The 19,111-nt window shown below is 60.1% G+C and carries 16 protein-coding genes; 11 read left to right on the top strand and 5 right to left on the bottom strand.

Translation table 11 applies throughout. The annotated features are described in order from the left end of the window. Positions 1-136 precede the first annotated feature (136 nt). Together EAH78_RS22555 and EAH78_RS22560 are read right to left on the bottom strand one after the other, a co-directional pair. Positions 137-1,786 (bottom strand): acyl-CoA dehydrogenase family protein, encoded by a 1,650-nt coding sequence (locus EAH78_RS22555; protein ID WP_140669499.1) that lies wholly within the window; start codon positions 1,784-1,786, stop codon positions 137-139. A gap of 74 nt (positions 1,787-1,860) precedes the next feature. After that, positions 1,861-4,245: a hybrid sensor histidine kinase/response regulator gene (locus EAH78_RS22560; protein WP_140669500.1), complete on the bottom strand. Its 2,385-nt coding sequence runs from the start codon at positions 4,243-4,245 to the stop codon at positions 1,861-1,863. Between the two features lie 326 nt (positions 4,246-4,571). Between EAH78_RS22560 and EAH78_RS22565 the strand changes: the two genes are divergently transcribed. From EAH78_RS22565 to EAH78_RS22580, 4 genes are all read left to right on the top strand, one after another. After that, positions 4,572-5,369, top strand: a complete 798-nt coding sequence (locus tag EAH78_RS22565) for a hydroxymethylpyrimidine/phosphomethylpyrimidine kinase (protein WP_027924276.1) — start codon at positions 4,572-4,574, stop codon at positions 5,367-5,369. A 32-nt stretch (positions 5,370-5,401) separates the two neighbouring features. Continuing rightward, positions 5,402-6,025: a thiamine phosphate synthase gene (gene thiE, locus EAH78_RS22570; protein ID WP_140669501.1), complete on the top strand. Its 624-nt coding sequence runs from the start codon at positions 5,402-5,404 to the stop codon at positions 6,023-6,025. 17 nt (positions 6,026-6,042) lie between these two features. Then, entirely contained in the window at positions 6,043-7,326 is a 1,284-nt protein-coding gene (hemL, locus tag EAH78_RS22575) for a glutamate-1-semialdehyde 2,1-aminomutase (RefSeq protein WP_140669502.1), read from the top strand. Positions 7,327-7,550: 224 nt separating this feature from the next. Beyond that, complete coding sequence (locus EAH78_RS22580; protein ID WP_123433439.1) at positions 7,551-8,105, top strand: tetratricopeptide repeat protein; 555 nt, start codon at positions 7,551-7,553, stop codon at positions 8,103-8,105. A gap of 159 nt (positions 8,106-8,264) precedes the next feature. Here EAH78_RS22580 and EAH78_RS22590 read toward each other — a convergent pair whose 3' ends face one another. Further along, positions 8,265-8,594, bottom strand: coding sequence for a DUF1820 family protein (locus EAH78_RS22590; RefSeq protein WP_007894425.1), 330 nt, complete (start codon positions 8,592-8,594; stop codon positions 8,265-8,267). A gap of 135 nt (positions 8,595-8,729) precedes the next feature. Between EAH78_RS22590 and miaB the strand changes: the two genes are divergently transcribed. The 5 genes from miaB (at position 8,730) to lnt (ending at position 14,169) form a co-directional block, all read left to right on the top strand. Then, on the top strand, positions 8,730-10,058 hold the full coding sequence (gene miaB, locus EAH78_RS22595; RefSeq protein WP_170219150.1) for a tRNA (N6-isopentenyl adenosine(37)-C2)-methylthiotransferase MiaB: 1,329 nt from the start codon (positions 8,730-8,732) through the stop codon (positions 10,056-10,058). Positions 10,059-10,300: 242 nt separating this feature from the next. Then, the gene (locus tag EAH78_RS22600; protein ID WP_140669504.1) at positions 10,301-11,305 is read left to right on the top strand and encodes a PhoH family protein; all 1,005 of its coding nucleotides are present in this window, start codon (positions 10,301-10,303) and stop codon (positions 11,303-11,305) included. Continuing rightward, entirely contained in the window at positions 11,298-11,792 is a 495-nt protein-coding gene (ybeY, locus tag EAH78_RS22605) for an rRNA maturation RNase YbeY (RefSeq protein WP_140669505.1), read from the top strand. Before EAH78_RS22600 ends, ybeY begins: the two co-directional genes overlap by 8 nt. Before the next feature lie 5 nt (positions 11,793-11,797). Continuing rightward, positions 11,798-12,637: an HlyC/CorC family transporter gene (locus EAH78_RS22610; RefSeq protein WP_027924283.1), complete on the top strand. Its 840-nt coding sequence runs from the start codon at positions 11,798-11,800 to the stop codon at positions 12,635-12,637. A gap of 8 nt (positions 12,638-12,645) precedes the next feature. Beyond that, entirely contained in the window at positions 12,646-14,169 is a 1,524-nt protein-coding gene (gene lnt / locus EAH78_RS22615) for an apolipoprotein N-acyltransferase (protein WP_140669506.1), read from the top strand. A gap of 134 nt (positions 14,170-14,303) precedes the next feature. Here lnt and EAH78_RS22625 read toward each other — a convergent pair whose 3' ends face one another. Together EAH78_RS22625 and EAH78_RS22630 are read right to left on the bottom strand one after the other, a co-directional pair. After that, positions 14,304-15,065 (bottom strand): YdcF family protein, encoded by a 762-nt coding sequence (locus EAH78_RS22625; RefSeq protein WP_140669507.1) that lies wholly within the window; start codon positions 15,063-15,065, stop codon positions 14,304-14,306. A gap of 116 nt (positions 15,066-15,181) precedes the next feature. Further along, positions 15,182-15,502, bottom strand: coding sequence for a hypothetical protein (locus EAH78_RS22630; RefSeq protein WP_140669508.1), 321 nt, complete (start codon positions 15,500-15,502; stop codon positions 15,182-15,184). A 279-nt stretch (positions 15,503-15,781) separates the two neighbouring features. Here EAH78_RS22630 and leuS point away from each other — a divergent pair, with 279 nt between their 5' ends. Both leuS and lptE read left to right on the top strand, forming a co-directional pair. After that, entirely contained in the window at positions 15,782-18,388 is a 2,607-nt protein-coding gene (gene leuS, locus EAH78_RS22635) for a leucine--tRNA ligase (RefSeq protein ID WP_140669509.1), read from the top strand. An 88-nt stretch (positions 18,389-18,476) separates the two neighbouring features. Continuing rightward, the gene (lptE, locus tag EAH78_RS22640; RefSeq protein WP_140669510.1) at positions 18,477-19,082 is read left to right on the top strand and encodes an LPS assembly lipoprotein LptE; all 606 of its coding nucleotides are present in this window, start codon (positions 18,477-18,479) and stop codon (positions 19,080-19,082) included. Positions 19,083-19,111: the final 29 nt, after the last annotated feature.

Raw genomic sequence — 19,111 nt, forward strand, 5'->3', positions numbered from 1 at the left:
GTCCAGCGCAGATCCAATGTGGGAGCGGGCTTGCTCGCGAAAGCGGAGTGTCAGCCGACATCCATGCTGAATGTTAAATCGCTTTCGCGAGCAAGCCCGCTCCCACATTGGTTTTGTGGTGTTCATCAAGCTGTGTTCAAAAACCTTGCGGAGTCGACCGGACCACAATCGCCTCTAAATCCAGCCCACGCGGCAACGCGCCATACACCCGCCCCGCCGAGCCGAGGCGACTGGCAATAAACGCATCACTGACCGCCGCATTCCCCGCCTCCAGCAACAGCTTGGCCTGAAGCCCCAATGCAATGTCTTCGGTCAATTGCCGCGCGCGGTACTGAATGTCGCCGGTGTCCTTGAACGCCGCCTGCAACTGGCTGATGTGCGCGGCCAGGCGTTTGTCGCCATGACCATCACCCAGTTCGCTGAACAACACATCCAGCACACCCGGCTCCTTCGACAAGGCACGCAACACATCCAGGCATTGCACGTTGCCGGAACCCTCCCACGTCGAATTGACCGGCGCCTCTCTATACAGCCGCGGCAGGATGCTTTCTTCGACATACCCGGCGCCGCCCATGCATTCAGCCGCTTCGTTGATCATCGCGGGTGCGCGCTTGCAGATCCAGTATTTGCCCACCGCTGTCACCAGCCGGGCGAATTTCGCTTCATGGCTGTCGTCCAGATGATCCAGCGCCTTGCCCATGCGCAGGCTCAACGCGAGGGCGGCTTCGCTTTCCAGCGCCAGATCGGCGAGCACGTTTTGCATCAACGGTTGTTCGCTAAGCAGCTTGCCGCCAACGCTGCGGTGAGCGCAGTGATGGCTGGCCTGGGTCAGCGCCTGACGCATCAGCGCGCTGGAGCCGACCATGCAATCGAAGCGGGTCATGGCGACCATTTCGATGATGGTCGGCACGCCCCGCCCTTCTTCGCCGATCATCCACGCCAGCGCCCCACGAAATTCCACTTCGCTGGAAGCGTTGGAGCAATTGCCCAGTTTGTTTTTCAGGCGCTGGATGTAGAACTGATTACGCGTGTCGTCCGGGCGATGGCGCGGCAGCAAAAAACAGGTCAGGCCCTTGTCGGTCTGTGCCAGGGTCAGGAAGGCATCGCACATCGGCGCCGAGCAGAACCACTTGTGCCCCACCAATTCGTAAGCCTGGCCCGGGCCGCTGGCGCCGACCGGATAAGCCTTGGTGGTGTTGGCGCGCACATCGGTGCCGCCCTGCTTCTCGGTCATGGCCATGCCGATGGTCACACCGGACTTGTGGGCCATGCCGACGTTGCGCGGGTCGTATTCGGTAGAGAGGATTTTCGGCAGCCACTGCTCGGCCAGATCCGGCTGCAGGCGCATCGCCGGGACGCTGGCGAAGGTCATGGTCAACGGGCAACCGCTGCCGGCCTCGGCCTGGCTGTGCAGATAGCTCATGGACGCGCGGGCCACATGCGCACCGGATTGCGGATGCGCCCAAGGCAACGAAGTCAGCCCGTGTTCGACCGCGGTGCGCATCAATTGATGATAGGCCGGGTGGAATTCCACCAGATCGATGCGATGGCCATAACGGTCATGACTGACGAACACCGGTTTGTTCTGATTGGCGAGGAACCCGGCTTCCATCAGCGGTCCGCCGGCCAGTGCGCCATACGCATCGATCCGCGACTCGGCCCAACCAGCCCCGAACCGCCGCGACCATTCTTGCAGCGGCAGGTCGATGCGGTAGAGGTTGGTGCCGTCCAGCGACGGTGGCTGGTTGGTGACTTCGTGGGTTTCGGCGAACTGATGCAGGTTCATGACGGGGCTCCTTTAGGTCAGCCAAGGGATTCAGTTAAGCACTGCCCCGAGGCTGAAAAAAGTGGCATAACCGCCTAACTGTCGGCGCTTTCGCCATGCCTTGGGCACAATACGCGACGATAGAGCGCTGCCTGCAAATCTTCAAATTTCACCGGTTTGTTCAGGTAATCGATCATGTCACCGGTCGGGCAGCGTTCACGATCAATGCTGAGGGCGACCACGAACACCGGTAACTCGGCGCAACCTGGCAAGTCGCGGATCCGGCAGCACAAAGAGAGGCCGTCCTGGGGTGGCAACTGGCAGTCGAGCAATACCGCGTCAAAGGTTTCACGCTGCAACTGATCGAGCGCGGCCAGGCCATTCTCCGCGGAGCGCACCCGAAACCCGAGCTTGAGCAACATGCCGCGCATCACCAACTGGTTGACGCTGTTATCGTCGACCAGCAACACGCTGCAATCCTGAGGCAGGCGCAAACGCGCAGGATCGCCACTCATCAACGGCACGGGCGAGCGTTCTACCACGGGCACTTCAAAGTCGACATCCAGCTGGAAGCGACTGCCACTGCCCGGCTCCGACCGGTGCGTCAGGCGCCCACCGAGCAATTCGACCAGTTGCCGACAAATCGCCAGGCCCACACCCAAACCGCCGTATTCGCGAGTCATCGAACCGTCGAGCTGGAAGAAACGCTGATACATCGTCGCCTCCCCCAAATCGGTAAAGCCGATGCCGGTGTCGATTACCGCAAACGACAACGACAGTCGCCCGTTTTCCACCGGTTTACCCGTCACCCGCAGCGCGATCCCACCGACCCGGGTGAATTTGATCGCGTTGTCCAGCAGGCATTCCAGGCACTGCGCCAGTTTGACGCTGTCGCCGTGCAAGCGGTCCGGCAGCCCCGACGTGACGTCGACTTTGAAGTCCAGCGACTTGCTCGAGGCATTACCCTCGAACTGCGCCCGCAAGGCATCGACCACACCGCGCAAGCTGAACGTTGCCGGGGTGGCCTTGAGCTTGCCGGCCTGCAATTCGGTCAGGGTCAGGATGCCGTTGACCATGCGCATCATGTCCCGCGCGGAACCCGCGGCGGTTTGCTGATATTGCTCAAGTTCGGGGTCCATCTCGACGGTCTGCATCAATTCCAGCGAACCGATCACACCGTTCATGGGGGTGCGCAATTCGTGGGTCAGTGTCGCGAGGAACTCGTCCTTGAGCTTGTTACTGTGGGCCAGTTGCTGGTTGAGCACTTCCAGCTTTTGACCGGCATCAAACAGCGTTTGCGCTTGCTGCTCGCGCATGGCGTTGATGCGATCGGCCAGGGCCAGCGACAGCAAGGCGACTTCGATCGCCGAGCCGATCTGGCTCGAATACATGGTCAGGAACACGTTGGGCAGGTATCCCAGCACCATCAAGGTATTGACGATGCCACCGAGCAAAAACGCCGACCAGGCAATGATGAAGTAGCGCGCCACCCGCAGGCCCCGAAGCCAGGCGCACAACCCGGCGGCGAAAATCACCACGGTGAAGGTCAAGGCCAACGCGGTGGCCAGGCGCAAGGCCAGGGCGTAACTGGCCATCAGTGACAGCCCGATCACCACCGCGCTGAATGCAATCAACGCCAGCAGCAAGCGATCGAGCCAGCGTCCGTAAGACCCTGTCTGCAAGAAGCTACGGGCGAACTGGCTGCCGAACAGTCCTGCGCAACCGATGAAGAACGGTGTAGCGGCGTTGGCCCACCACGGGTTGTCCGGCCAGAAATATTCCACAGCCGCACCGTTGACCGACAACTGGTACAACCCGAACGAGGCGATATAGAAAATGTAATAGAGGTAGCTGGTGTCGCGAACGCTGAGGTAGATGAACAGGTTGTACACCAGCATTCCCAGCAACACACCGTAGATCAGCCCCAACACATAGAGGCGCACCGGCTGTTCTTCGAGGAACGCGGTGCTCGACCACAAGGTGACCGGCGCCTGGATCGAGCCTTCACTTTGCAGGCGCAAGTAGACGGTTTGGGCCTGGTCAGGGGTGAAGTTCAAATCAAACAGGTAGTTGTTCTGGCGGATTTCGCGAGTGGCAAACGGCAAGGCATCGCCGGTCTGCCGCACCAATTGATAGCTGCCGGTTGCATCGGGCAAATACAGATCAAGATGATCGAGGGGCGGATAGGCCAGTTCGAGCAACCAGGTGCGTTGCGCAGCAGGGTTGGTCGGGCGGTAATGCAGCTCGATTTTCAGCCAGAACACCGAACGCGAGTACCCGGCGTTGAGCGTGGCTTTGTCGTGGGGTTTGAAGTTTCCGGCCGCGGCTTGGGCACGAACATCGGCGATGGTCGCCTGACCACCCGCGTCTTCGTACACTTGCATGACTCGGCCCAGGGGAAGGCTCTGGGTGAATTCGTCGAACTCGACGGCGCTCGCCATGAGGGGCAAGCAAAGCAGCAACATCAGCAAATAGCGCATTTAAGCCCCAGCGTGGCCTGTCCGGTTATCTCAGGAAGCCCCTCATTCCCTTTGAGTAGACGTAAAACCGGTATTACCTGTTATTGGTTTGGATCCACTCTAGCATAGCCGTTGATGGCCATTGAACACCATTGAAAAATTTACTGTGGAGGCTCTAGTACGGGCGTTCCAGCGACAAATTTCACGTAAAAACAACTTGATTGGTCAGGTTGTATCAATGCATCGGCCGTTTTGCACATTCCTGTAGCAACCGGACGCAAGCTTCGCCAGCGGCTACAGGGTCCGTCTCATGACTCGCTGGTCGACTGGTGGTAAGCTCGCGCACCATGAATATCTACAGCTCTCGCCCCGTTGTCCTCTGTCTCTCCGGCCACGACCCAAGTGGTGGCGCCGGCTTGCAGGCAGATATCGAAGCCCTGCTCGCTCAGGGTTGTCATGCGGCCCCGGCCGTCACCGCCCTGACCGTGCAAGACACGGTCAACGTCACTGACTTTCGCGTCCTCGACCGTGAGTGGGTGTTGGCCCAGGCCAATGCCGTGCTCAACGATTCCGAAGTCGCCGCGGTCAAACTGGGCATGCTCGGTTCCCTGGAAATGGTCGACACCGTTGTCGAACTGCTCTCGGCGCACCCGCATTTGCCCGTGGTCTGCGACCCGGTGCTGCGCGCCGGCGGCGGCGGACGACTGGGCAAGGACGAAGTCGGCTACGCCATGCGCGAACGCTTGCTGCCCCTGTCCATCATCGCGACCCCTAACCTTCCCGAAGCGCGCATCCTCGCCGAACTGCCAGAAGGCACGGCCGACGAATGCGCCGAAAAACTGCTGCCGTTCGTCAAACACCTGCTGATCACCGGCGGCCATGGCGACGAACACGAAATCCACAACCGCCTCTATAGCCGCGACGGTCGCCGCGAAACCTTCACCTGCCAGCGCTTGCCCGGCAGCTATCACGGTTCCGGTTGTACGCTGGCCAGCGCCCTGGCCGGTCGTCTGGCCCAGGGTGAAAACCTCGCCAGCGCCGTACAGACCGCGCTTAACTACACATGGCGCACCCTGCGTGATGCGGAGCAACTGGGCAAAGGCCAGTTTGTGCCGCGCCGCCTGCCGCTGGATTTCTGTTCGTAACTTTTGATGCGTAAAGCGCCGAGGCTTGTCCGATGAAACTACGTGGCCTGTACGCCATTACCGATAGCCAGTTGCTGGCCGGTAAATTTCTTTCGTACGTGGAGGCGGCGCTGGAAGGCGGCGTCACCCTGCTGCAATACCGCGACAAGAGCAGCGACGAGGCCCGGCGCCTGCGTGAGGCCGAAGCCTTGCGCGATCTGTGCGACCGCTATAAAACCCAACTGATCATCAATGACGATGCCGAATTGGCCGCACGCCTGAACGTCGGCGTGCACCTGGGCCAGACCGATGGTCCGTTGTCGCCGACCCGCGCTCTGCTCGGTTCCAAAGCCATTATCGGTTCGACCTGCCACGCGCAACTCGAACTCGCCGAACAAGCGGCCAAGGAAGGCGCCAGTTATGTCGCGTTTGGTCGTTTCTTCAATTCCAACACCAAACCCGGCGCCCCGACGTGCAGCCTCGAACTGCTCGAGCAGGCCCGCAGCAAATTGCACCTGCCGATCTGTGCGATTGGTGGCATCACCCTGGAGAACGCTGCGCCGCTGGTGGCCCATGGGGTCGATCTGCTGGCCGTGGTGCATGGCCTGTTCGGCGCCGACAGCGCGGTTGAAGTGACCCGCCGCGCGCGCGCCTTTAACGAGTTGTTCAAATCCTGATTTTTGAGAGCCCGATCATGTCTCGTTCTGAAACCCTGTTTGCCAATGCCCAGAAACATATTCCCGGTGGCGTGAACTCGCCTGTGCGCGCGTTCAAAAGCGTCGGCGGCACCCCACTGTTTTTCAAACACGCTGAAGGCGCCTACGTCACCGACGAAGACGACAAGCGGTATGTGGATTACGTCGGTTCCTGGGGCCCGATGATCCTCGGCCACAGCCATCCGGACGTGTTGGACGCGGTGCGTAAACAGCTGGAACACGGTTTGTCCTACGGCGCCCCGACCGCGATGGAAACCGAGATGGCGGACCTGGTCTGCTCGATCGTGCCGTCGATGGAAATGGTGCGCATGGTCAGCTCCGGTACCGAAGCGACCATGAGCGCGATCCGTCTGGCCCGTGGCTTCACTGGTCGCGACAACATCATCAAGTTCGAAGGCTGCTACCACGGTCACTCCGACAGCCTGCTGGTCAAGGCCGGCTCCGGCGCATTGACCCAAGGCGTACCGAGCTCGGCCGGCGTTCCGGCGGACTTCGCCAAACACACCCTGACCCTGCCGTTCAACGACATCGACGCGGTGGAAACCATGCTCGCCGAAGTCGGTCAGGACGTGGCGTGCATCATCGTCGAGCCAGTGGCCGGCAACATGAACTGCGTACCGCCGGCCCCCGGTTTCCTCGAAGGCCTGCGGACCCTGTGCGACAAGCACGGTGTGGTGCTGATTTTCGACGAAGTGATGACCGGTTTCCGCGTCGCCCTCGGCGGTGCACAAGCGCACTTCGGCGTGAAGCCGGACCTGAGCACCTTTGGCAAGATCATCGGCGGCGGTATGCCGGTCGGCTGCTTCGGCGGCAAACGCGAAATCATGTCGCACATCGCGCCACTGGGCCCGGTGTACCAGGCGGGTACATTGTCGGGTAACCCGTTGGCCATGGCTGCCGGCCTGACCACCCTGCGCCTGATCAGCCGTCCAGGCTTCCATGCCGAGCTGAGCGACTACACCAGCCGACTGCTCGACGGCCTGCAACAACGCGCCGATGCGGCAGGCATTCCGTTCGTGACCACGCAGGCGGGCGGCATGTTTGGCCTGTACTTCAGTGGCGCCGACGACATCGTGACCTTCGATGACGTAATGGCCAGCGACGCAGCCTTGTTCGGCCGCTTCTTCCACTTGATGCTCGAAGGCGGCGTGTACCTGGCGCCGAGCGCATTCGAAGCCGGCTTCACCTCGATCGCTCACGGCGAAGCCGAGTTGAAACTGACGCTGGATGCCGCCGAACGCGCATTCGCAGCATTGAAATAACGCAGTGCCGCTGACGTTGGCGACTGCCAGCGTCAGCTTTTACCTACATACACATCGTTATTCCTACGCTTCTGCCAATAATCTCCCGCAAATCGGGCGATATATTCCCCGCGCAGCAGAAAAACGAGTAAAGACTTTGTAAGGTTGGCCCTGCTTATTTCATAATGCGCGCTTATTGGATCCCTCGATGGGTCCGCGCGCCCTTCAGAGGTAAGTCGATTCTCATGAACCGCACCGGCCGCGCCCTTGCACTGGGCTGCCTGTTGCTCCTTCAGCCCCTGCTCGCGCACGCACAAGCGGGCGGCAACTCGTTGTTAATCCCAGCGATGGGTCGCTGCACCCTCAATACTCAGCCGCAAGATCTGACGCAAGCGCTCGCCGCCTGCCAGAAAGCGTCGGATGAAGGGGATGCGCAAGCGCAATACGAGTTGGGTGAGTTCTACTACGAAGGCAAAAACGCGCCACGCGATCTCAATCAGGCCCTCAGCTATTTCGAAAAAGCCTCGCTGCAAGGCCACGCCCAGGCGCAATTCAAGCTGGGCACGATGTTCTTCAGAGGCGAAGGCGTTCAGGCCAATAACGTTCAGGCTTACATTCTGCTGAAAATGGCTGCGGTCAACGGTGCTGAAGATGCGCTGGACACTGCCGACGAAGTCACCGAGAAAATGCCGCGCGAAGAGCTGGAAGTGGCGACTCAGGTGCTGGGGCAAATCTTTCGTAAATACCTGATGGAGTTGCAGAGTGCGGATGGGCGAACGCCGTTTGCACCGCTGCCCTAAACCGCACAAGGCCCCCTGTGGCGAGGGAGCTTGCTCCCGCTGGGGCGCGAAGCGGCCCCAAAACCTTCAATAGAATTCTTTCTGACATACCACGGTGGCAGGCTTGCGACTGCTTCGCAGCCGAGCGGGAGCAAGCTCCCTCGCCACAGGGGCTCGCGCCTACTTCTCAGGCATCGGCATCGGAAACGGCATGACATTGCCGACCGCGCCACGAGCTTCGCTGATTTTCGGTGTACCCAGACGCTCCACCTCGTCGATGCGCACAATCGAATGCATCGGCACAAAACTGCGCACCACGCCTTCGAACTGAGCCTTGAGCTTCTCTTCGCTCGGATCGACGACCACTTGCGTGCGCTCGCCAAAGACGAACTCTTCCACTTCCAGAAAGCCCCACAGATCACTTTGATAGATCTGCTTGGCATACATTTCGTACACCTGGCCCTGGTTGAGGAAAATCACCTTGTAGATTGGAGCTTCACGTTTGGTCATGGTGGGCGAGCAACACATTTGGGGATAAAAATGAGGGCGCGAACTATAGCATAGCCACCGGACGCACAGCGGTAGGAACCTTGGGACATGTTCCCTATAATGCGCGGTTCTTTGAATCACGTGATGACTCTGTCCATGGCCAAGAAGCTTTACATCGAAACCCACGGTTGTCAGATGAACGAGTACGACAGCTCGCGCATGGTCGACTTGCTGGGTGAACACCAGGCCCTGGAAGTCACCGCTCGCGCTGAAGATGCCGACGTGATCTTGCTCAACACCTGTTCCATTCGCGAACGCGCCCAGGACCGGGTGTATTCCCAGCTCGGCCGCTGGCGCGAACTTAAACTCGCCAATCCGGACATGGTGATCGCCGTCGGCGGTTGCGTGGCCAGCCAGGAAGGCGCGGCGATTCGCGATCGCGCCCCGTACGTTGACGTGGTGTTCGGCCCGCAAACCCTGCACCGCCTGCCGGAAATGATCGACGCCGCCCGCGCCACCAAGCTGCCGCAAGTGGACGTCTCGTTCCCGGAAATCGAAAAGTTCGACCATTTGCCCGAGCCGCGTATCGACGGCCCAAGCGCTTATGTGTCGGTGATGGAAGGCTGCAGCAAGTACTGCACCTTCTGCGTGGTGCCGTACACCCGCGGTGAAGAAGTCAGCCGCCCGTTCGACGACGTCATTGCGGAGATCATCCACCTGGCCGAAAACGGCGTGCGCGAAGTGACGCTGCTGGGGCAGAACGTCAACGGTTATCGCGGGACCACGCATGACGGCCGCCTGGCCGATCTGGCCGAACTGATCCGCGTCGTGGCCGCCGTCGATGGCATCGACCGGATTCGCTACACCACGTCGCACCCGCTGGAGTTCTCCGACAGCCTGATCCAGGCCCACGCCGATGTGCCGGAACTGGTCAAACACCTGCATTTGCCGGTGCAGTCGGGTTCGGACCGGATTCTCTCGGCGATGAAGCGCAACCACACCGCGCTGGAATACAAATCCAAACTGCGCAAGCTGCGGGCCGCCGTGCCGGGTATTTGCATCAGTTCGGACTTCATCGTCGGCTTCCCGGGCGAAACCGAGAAAGACTTCGAACAGACCATGAAGCTGATCGAAGACGTCGGTTTCGACTTCTCCTACTCGTTCGTCTACAGCCAACGCCCCGGTACACCGGCGGCCGACCTGGCTGACGAGACACCGGAAGCGTTGAAGAAAGAGCGTCTGAACGCCCTGCAACATCGCCTGAATCAGCAAGGTTTCGAAATCAGCCGACAAATGGTCGGTTCGATTCAGCGGATCCTGGTGACCGATTATTCGAAAAAAGACCCCGGCGAGCTACAAGGCCGGACCGAAAATAACCGAATCGTCAACTTCCGCTGCGACAATCCAAACTTGATTGGCCAGTTCGCCGACGTGCACATCGATGCCGCACAACCGCACTCGCTGCGAGGCTCGCTGATCTCGTAACACCACATCCCTGTAGGAGCCGAGCTTTGTGGCGAGGGGGCTTGTCGGAACGCCGCATCGCCCCGTTGGATCGCGAAGCGGTCCCAAGTATTTTGCGACTGCTTCGCAGCCGGACGGGGGCAAGCCCCCTCGCCACAGATTAAGTGCCGAAATCCGGCATCTTATTTAAGAGCTTTCGCACCCGCGCCACTGGCGTTATCCTTGATTTCATCTTAATTGCCCCAGGGCGGCTAAATACGACCTTGAACGCACCCATAGAACCGCATCGTTTCATCCTCGAGCCCTTTGAGGCTCGCCGCTTCGCCAATCTGTGCGGGCAATTCGACGAGCATTTGCGCTTGATCGAACAGCGCCTGACCATCGAGATCCGCAACCGCGGAAACCAGTTCGAATTGATCGGCGAGCCTAAACACACCTCCTCCGCGGAAAACCTCCTGCGCCGTCTGTACCGGGAAACCAAGGGTACCGAGCTGTCGCCGGACATGGTGCACCTGTTCCTGCAGGAATCGGCCGTCGAAGAGATGGACAACGTCTCCCCTTCCGAACCCTCCGTCGCATTGCGCACCAAAAAAGGCATGATTCGCCCTCGCGGCTTGAATCAGCTGCGCTATGTGAAGGAAATTCTCGGTAATGACATCAACTTCGGCATCGGCCCAGCCGGTACCGGCAAGACCTATCTGGCCGTGGCCTGCGCGGTAGACGCGCTCGAACGCGAGCAGATTCGCCGCATCCTGCTGGTTCGTCCGGCGGTTGAAGCCGGCGAGAAGCTCGGCTTCCTGCCCGGCGATTTGTCGCAGAAGATCGACCCGTACCTGCGCCCGCTCTATGACGCGCTCTATGAAATGCTCGGCTTCGAACACGTCGCCAAGCTGATCGAGCGTCAGGTCATCGAAGTGGCACCGCTGGCTTACATGCGCGGTCGCACGCTGAACAACAGCTTCATTATTCTCGACGAAAGCCAGAACACCACCGTCGAACAAATGAAGATGTTCCTGACCCGTATCGGCTTTGGCTCCAATGCGGTCATCACCGGTGACATTACCCAGGTCGACCTGCCGAAAGGCACCAAGTCCGGGCTGCACCATGTGATCGAGGTGCTCAAGGACGTGCCGGGCATCAGCTTCACCCATTTCATGCCCAAGGACGTTGTGCGCCATCCACTGGTGCAGCGCATTGTCGAAGCCTACGAGCGTTTCGAAAATCGCGTGACCGAAGAAGCACCCAAGGACAACCGCCGCGATGCTTGAGCTTGATCTGCAACTGGCTACACAAGCGTCCGCCCCCAGCGAAGCCGAGTTCCGCCAATGGTGCGAACTCGCCCTGCGCCAGCGCACCGCCGACTCCGAAATGACCATCCGTTTGGTCGACGAAGAAGAAGGCCGCGAACTGAATCACACCTGGCGGCAAAAGGATTACGCCACTAACGTTCTGTCGTTCCCCGCCGACGTGCCCGACGAGTTTCTGGATATACCGCTGCTGGGCGACTTGGTGATCTGCGTGGCCGTGGTCGAGCGCGAAGCGGCCGAACAAGGCAAGGAACTGAAGGCGCACTGGGCACATCTGGTGATTCACGGCTGTTTGCATCTGTTGGGTTACGACCATATAGATGACGACGAAGCCGAAGAAATGGAAGCACTGGAACGAACGTTGCTTGCAGAGTTGGGCTATCCCGACCCGTATGCGGACGACGAAACCGAAACATCCCCTATCGTTACAACAAAGGATTCAGAGTAATCGCTATGAGCGAAGATCGATCGAGCAACGGGCAGAAGTCTTGGCTGGGTAAGCTCACCCAGGCTTTTGCCCACGAGCCGAAAAACCGTCAGGAGCTGCTGGAGCTGCTGCGCGATGCACACCAGAACAAACTGTTGGACAGCGAAGCGCTGGCCATCGTCGAAGGCGCCATCCAGGTTGCGGACCTGCAAGTACGGGACATCATGGTCCCGCGCTCGCAAATGGTCAGCATCAAGGCGACCCAGACCCCTCGCGAGTTCCTGCCCGCCGTGGTTGACTCGGCCCACTCCCGCTACCCGGTGATCGGCGAAAGCCACGATGACGTGATGGGCGTGTTGCTGGCCAAGGACTTGCTGCCGTTGATCCTCAAGGAGAACGGCGACAGCTTCAACATCAAGGACCTGCTGCGCCCGGCCACGTTCGTGCCCGAGTCCAAGCGCCTGAATGTGCTGCTGCGCGAATTTCGCGCCAACCACAACCATATGGCCATCGTCATTGACGAGTACGGCGGCGTGGCTGGCCTGGTGACCATCGAAGACGTGCTGGAACAAATCGTCGGCGACATCGAAGACGAGCACGACGTCGAGGAAGACAGCTACATCAAGCCGCTGCCCAGCGGTGACTTCCTGATCAAGGCGCTGACGCCGATCGAAAACTTCAACGAGTTTTTCGACAGTGAATTCTCCGACGACGAGTTTGATACCGTTGGCGGCCTGGTGATGAGCGCGTTCGGGCACTTGCCAAAACGCAACGAAATCACTGAAATCGGCCCTTATCGCTTCCGCATCCTGAACGCCGACAGCCGTCGGATTCATCTGCTGCGCCTGACACCAATTGCACGCTAAGGATTGAAATGCACCGTCTGACCCGTCCCGGCTGGCCCGGTAATCTGCTGGCCGTGGCGGCCGGTGCAATCACCACCCTGGCGCTGGCGCCGTTCGATATCTGGCCGCTGGCGTTGCTGGCGGTCGGTTTCTTTTACGCTGGTTTACGCGAACTGAGCCCACGTCAGGCCCTGGGTCGTGGCTGGTGTTTCGGTTTTGGTCTGTTCGGCGCCGGCACTAGCTGGATCTACTACAGCATTCATAACTTCGGCGGCGCTTCGGTGCTGCTGGCAGGCTTGTTGATGCTGGCGTTCACCGCAGCGATTGCCTGGTTCTTTGCCCTGCCCGCCTGGATTTGGGCGCGCTGGTTGCGTCGCAATGAAGCACCGCTGGCAGATGCCTTGGCGTTTGCAGCATTGTGGGTCGGCCAGGAAGCATTTCGCGGCTGGTTCCTCACCGGTTTCCCGTGGCTCTATTCCGGCTACAGCCAACTTGATGGCCCATTGGCCGGGCTCGCACCTTTGGGCGGGATGTGGCTAATCTCCTTCACGCTCGCCCTGACGGCCGCGCTGATCTGCAACGGGTTGCGTCTGGTGCGCACCGGACGTAAAGGGTTTATCGCGGCAGGCGCGTTGTTGCTGGTCGGCCCGTGGGTGGCTGGCATGGCCCTGAAAGAACACGCCTGGACCAGCCCGGCAGGCCCAGCGCTCAGCGTTGCAGCGATTCAAGGCAACATCGAACAAAGCATGAAGTGGGACCCGGCGCAGCTCAACGCGCAACTGGAGCTGTACCGTGACATGAGTTTCAGCTCCAAACGCGTCGACCTGCTGATCTGGCCGGAAACCGCAGTGCCGGTGCTCAAGTCGTCCGCCGAGGGCTACCTGAACATGATGGGTACCTTCGCCGCCGAGCGTAATTCGGCGTTGATTACCGGCGTGCCGATCCGCCAGGAAGTGCGTCACGAGAAACGCTTCTTCAACGGCATTACGGTCGTCGGTGAAGGCGATGGCACCTACCTCAAGCAGAAACTGGTGCCGTTCGGCGAATACGTGCCGTTGCAGGATGTACTGCGCGGGCTGATCGCGTTCTTCGACCTGCCGATGTCTGATTTCGCCCGTGGACCGGCCGACCAGCCGATGCTGCAGGCCAAGGGTTATCAGATTGCGCCGTTCATCTGCTACGAAGTGGTCTATCCGGAATTTGCCGCCAGCCTCGCGGCCCGCAGTGATTTGCTGCTGACCATCAGCAACGACACCTGGTTCGGCACCTCCATCGGCCCGCTGCAACATTTGCAAATGGCGCAGATGCGCGCACTTGAGGCAGGCCGCTGGATGATCCGCGCCACCAACAATGGCGTGTCCGGGCTGATTAACCCGTTTGGCCAGATTACCGCGCAGATCCCGCAATTCGAACGCGGCATCCTCTACGGCGAAGTGGTGCCGATGCACAACCTGACGCCGTACCTGCAATGGCGTTCGTGGCCGCTGATTATCGTTTGTGTGCTGTTGTTTGGCTGGGCGTTGATTGCCAGCCGGATGGCAAAAACCGTCTGACCCTGCTGAGCTTTTGTGGCGAGGGGGCTTGCTCCCGCTGGACTGCGCAGCAGTCCCAAACTTTTCAGAATGAGGGGCCGCTTCGCGACCCAGCGGGAGCAAGCTCCCTCGCCACAGGGTATCGTTCGACAGATTTATCGGTAGAAAAGCGAATACCCGATCTGCCCCACCGCCTCGTTCATCAATTGCCCGGACTGCCAGATCGATTTGAATTCCGGCATCCAGCCGCCCAGCGGCCGGGCATTGTCCACACCTAAAAACCCCACTGGCGCGGGCACCACTTCAAACCCTGCCTTCTGGAAGCTCCAGACCGACCGCGGCATGTGCCACGCCTGAGTCACGACCACCACCCGCTTGATGCCCTGAGGCAATAACACTTCGGCACTCAACTGCGCGTTTTCCCACGTCGTGCGGCTGCGCCCTTCCTGCCAGCGTACCGTCACGCCAAAATCATCGAGCAGCGAGTCCGCCATCAACTTCGCTTCGGTGGGTGGCGTACCGTAATGCAAGCCACCGCTGGTCAACACGGGCAGACCGGAAGCCTTGGCCAGACGCGCCGCATAGCGCTCACGCTCCAACCCCACGCCAGTCGGCTGGTCGGTGCCCCACGCCACGTCGCCGCGCTCGCGCCCGGAACCCAACACCACGATGGCGTCCGCGCGCTGGTCCAAGGTCGCCCATTCGTCGCGTGACAGCGGCGGTTCGCGTTCAAGCGCCTTGGCGCTCCACTGCACCGCCACGGGCAAACTCATCAGCCAGAAACCACCAAATCCCAAGGCAAAGCACACACTCGCAAGCCTTGGTCTTGAGCGGCGCAACCACCACGCGAGGACCAGCAGCAGCAAAAGAATGCCAGGAGGTAACAGAAGTTGTTTCACAAAATATCGAAAAGGCATCGAGCATCTCCAGAGATGCCCGAAGCCTAAGTGGGTTGACGCAATGCGACAACAGATATGGAAGGACTATGCTTCACAAGAGTTAATAAGAAGCCGCGTCATGACCTCAAGTGCCCTTACTTGAATTGCAGAGACCGGACCTTTACCGCGTCCCTGCCTGGTGCTTTGTCCTTGAGCCAGATGACTTTGGCCGAACGTGGTGCGTCGAGTTGCTTCACTGCTGCTGACAAGCATCCGTGTGTCTCACGTTCACTGCGATCCAGATAGGCTTTGACCAATTCAAACTCTGCGGGGCTCAGGCCGCGCAATTCCAGCTCCAGGGGACGCTCATCGCGCAGCCGGCCTGCGGTTTTTGCAGCGTCCAAGGCCATTCCCAGACGATCGATCAGTCTTTCATACAGCTCCGGTTTTGTGACTTTTTGCTGTGACTCAACCATCCCTCACCTCATTGAAGATAAGACTCGCTCCCCATTTAGAGCTTAGCTTCCATGAACAAACCGGCTGAACACTGCGACCAACGGCCCTCGCAGCCGTTTTTGCGAGACGCGCGGGCGTAATCAGGGTTTCCCTCGGTAGAGTGCGGTCATGTATGCTACGGCGCTTCCTGTAACTCCACTTCCAGCGCGGCTGGGCACCGAAACGCCGATTTGGCGTGATCACCGTCCAGCGTTGCATTGAAGAGGATTAGGCCACCCCTATTCAGTTCAAAAGTAGCCATGCACGAACAATATCAGCCCCGTGAAATCGAAGCCGCCGCCCAGTCGTTCTGGGACGAGCAAAAGTCCTTTGAAGTCAGTGAACAGCCAGGCAAGGAGACTTTCTACTGCCTGTCGATGTTCCCTTACCCCAGCGGCAAGCTACACATGGGGCACGTGCGCAACTACACCATCGGCGACGTGATCTCCCGCTACCAGCGCATGCAAGGCAAGAACGTTCTGCAACCCATGGGTTGGGACGCCTTCGGCATGCCGGCGGAAAACGCCGCGATGAAGAACAACGTAGCGCCCGCCAAGTGGACCTACGAAAACATCGCCTACATGAAGAGCCAGCTGCGCAGCCTGGGCCTGGCGGTGGACTGGTCGCGCGAGGTGACCACCTGCAAGCCGGATTACTACCGCTGGGAACAATGGCTGTTCACTCGCCTGTTCGAAAAAGGTGTGATCTACAAAAAAAGCGGCACCGTGAACTGGGACCCGGTCGATCAGACCGTTCTGGCCAACGAACAGGTGATCGACGGTCGCGGCTGGCGTTCCGGCGCGCTGATCGAAAAGCGCGAAATCCCGATGTACTACTTCAAGATCACCGCCTACGCGGATGAGCTGCTGGAGAGCCTCGACGAACTGACTGGCTGGCCTGAACAGGTCAAGACCATGCAGCGCAACTGGATCGGCAAATCCCGCGGCATGGAAGTGCAGTTCCCGTACAACGTCGACTCCATCGGCGAAGCCGGCGCGCTGAAAGTCTTCACCACCCGTCCGGACACTTTAATGGGAGCGACTTACGTCGCCGTGGCCGCCGAACACCCCTTGGCCACCCTGGCCGCGCAGAACAGTCCTGAGCTGCAAGCGTTCATCGCGGAATGCAAGGGCGGCAGCGTCGCTGAAGCCGACGTCGCCACCCAGGAGAAGAAAGGTCTGCCGACCTCGCTGTTCGTCGAGCACCCGCTGACTGGCGAGAAACTGCCGGTGTGGGTCGCCAACTACGTGCTGATGCACTACGGCGATGGCGCGGTGATGGCTGTCCCGGCGCACGACGAACGCGATTTCGAGTTCGCCACCAAATACAACCTGCCGATCAAATCCGTGGTGCGCACCAGTTCCGGTGACACCAACCCGGCTCCGTGGCAGGACGCGTATGGCGAGCACGGCACGCTGATCAATTCCGGCGAGTTCGACGGCCTCGATTTCGCCGGCGCGTTCGACGCCATTGAAGTCGCGCTGATCAAGAAAAACCTTGGCGCCTCGCGCACCCAGTTCCGCCTGCGCGACTGGGGCATCAGCCGCCAGCGCTATTGGGGTTGCCCGATCCCGATCATCCACTGCACGACCTGCGGTGATGTGCCGGTGCCGGAAGACCAATTGCCTGTTGTGCTGCCGGAAGACGTCGTACCCGACGGCGCCGGTTCGCCACTGGCGCGCATGCCCGAGTTCTACGAGTGCAGCTGCCCTAAATGTGGCCAGCCTGCCAAGCGTGAAACCGACACCATGGACACCTTCGTCGAGTCCTCGTGGTACTACGCCCGTTACGCCTCGCCACACTATGAAGGCGGCCTGGTGGAAAAATCCGCAGCCGACCATTGGTTGCCGGTGGATCAGTACATCGGCGGTATCGAACACGCAATTCTTCACCTGCTGTACGCGCGCTTCTTCCACAAGCTGATGCGTGACGAAGGCCTGGTGAGCTCCAACGAGCCGTTCAAGAACCTGCTGACCCAAGGCATGGTGATCGCCGAGACTTACTATCGTCGCGAAGCCAATGGCGCCTACACCTGGTTCAACCCGGCTGACGTCGAACTTGAGCGTGACAGCAAGGCCAAGGTCATCAGCGCCAAGCTGATCGCAGACGGTCTGCCGGTGGAAATCGGCGGCACCGAGAAAATGGCCAAGTCGAAGAACAACGGCGTTGACCCACAATCGATGATTGATCAGTTCGGCGCCGACACCTGCCGCCTGTTCATGATGTTCGCCTCGCCACCCGACATGAGCGCGGAATGGTCCGACTCCGGCGTAGAAGGTTCGCACCGTTTCCTCAAGCGCGTCTGGCGTCTGGCTCAAGCCCACGTCACTCAGGGCCTGCCGGGCAAACTGGACGTCGCCGGCCTGAACGATGAGCAGAAAGTCATTCGCCGTTCGATCCACCAGGCCATCAAGCAGGCCAGCCACGATGTCGGCCAGAACCACAAATTCAACACCGCCATCGCCCAGGTGATGACGCTGATGAACGTGCTGGAAAAAGCCCCGCAAGGCACCGAACAGGATCGCGCACTGGTCCATGAAGGTCTGGAAACCGTGACGCTGCTGCTGGCGCCAATCACCCCGCACATCAGCCACGAGCTGTGGAATCAACTGGGTCACGCTGACCCGGTGATCGACGCCGCCTGGCCGGTGCTGGACGAGAACGCGTTGGTGCAGGACAGCCTGACGCTGGTCATCCAGGTCAACGGCAAGCTGCGCGGCCAGATTGAAATGCCGGCCAGCGCAACGCGCGAAGAAGTCGAAGCTGCGGCCCGTATCAATGAGAACGTGCTGCGCTTTGTCGACGGCCTGACTATTCGCAAAGTGATCGTCGTGCCTGGAAAACTGGTCAACATCGTCGCCAGCTAATTGGATCAGGCGCCGGGCCATGCCCGGCGCCGAGTAAAACCTTTCGGGCCGCACGATCGGCCCACATGGTTTCAAGGGGAGCAACAAAATGATCAAACGCAATCTGCTGGTGATGGGCCTTGCGGTCCTGTTGAGCGCCTGCGGTTTCCAGCTGCGCGGCACCGGCACCACTGAACTGGCGATCAAGGAACTCGACCTGAGCGCCCGTAACGCCTACGGCGAAACCGTGAAGCAAATGCGTCAGGTGCTGGAAGGCAATGGCGTCAAGGTCTACGCCGGTGCACCTTACAAACTGGTGCTGACCGATGAGCAGGAAAGCCAGCGCATCATCAGCTACGCAGGCGGCGGCCATACTGGCGAGTATCAGCTCAACACCGTTCTGAACTACGACATTCGTGGGGCTCATGACCTGCCGCTGTTGAGCGACAAGATCGAAGTGCAAAAGATCTACATGCATGACGGCAACAACCTGGCGGGTTCCGACCAAGACGCCGTCACTGCCCGCACAGAAACCCGTCGCGAGCTGATTCAGCGCATGATGCTGCGTCTCCAACAAATCACCCCGGCGCAACTGGACCAGTTGCAGCAGACCGCCGAAGCCAAAGCCAAGGCCGAAGCCCAGGCGCTGGAAGCTGCACAGAAGGCTGAAGCGAATACGCCGCGCCAGTCGCCTGTCCAGATCCCGCAACAGTAAGACTTTCGGGGCGCTCCAGCGCCCCGTTG

The organism is Pseudomonas arsenicoxydans (assembly GCF_006438915.1).
In the GTDB taxonomy this organism is placed as follows: domain Bacteria; phylum Pseudomonadota; class Gammaproteobacteria; order Pseudomonadales; family Pseudomonadaceae; genus Aquipseudomonas; species Aquipseudomonas arsenicoxydans_A.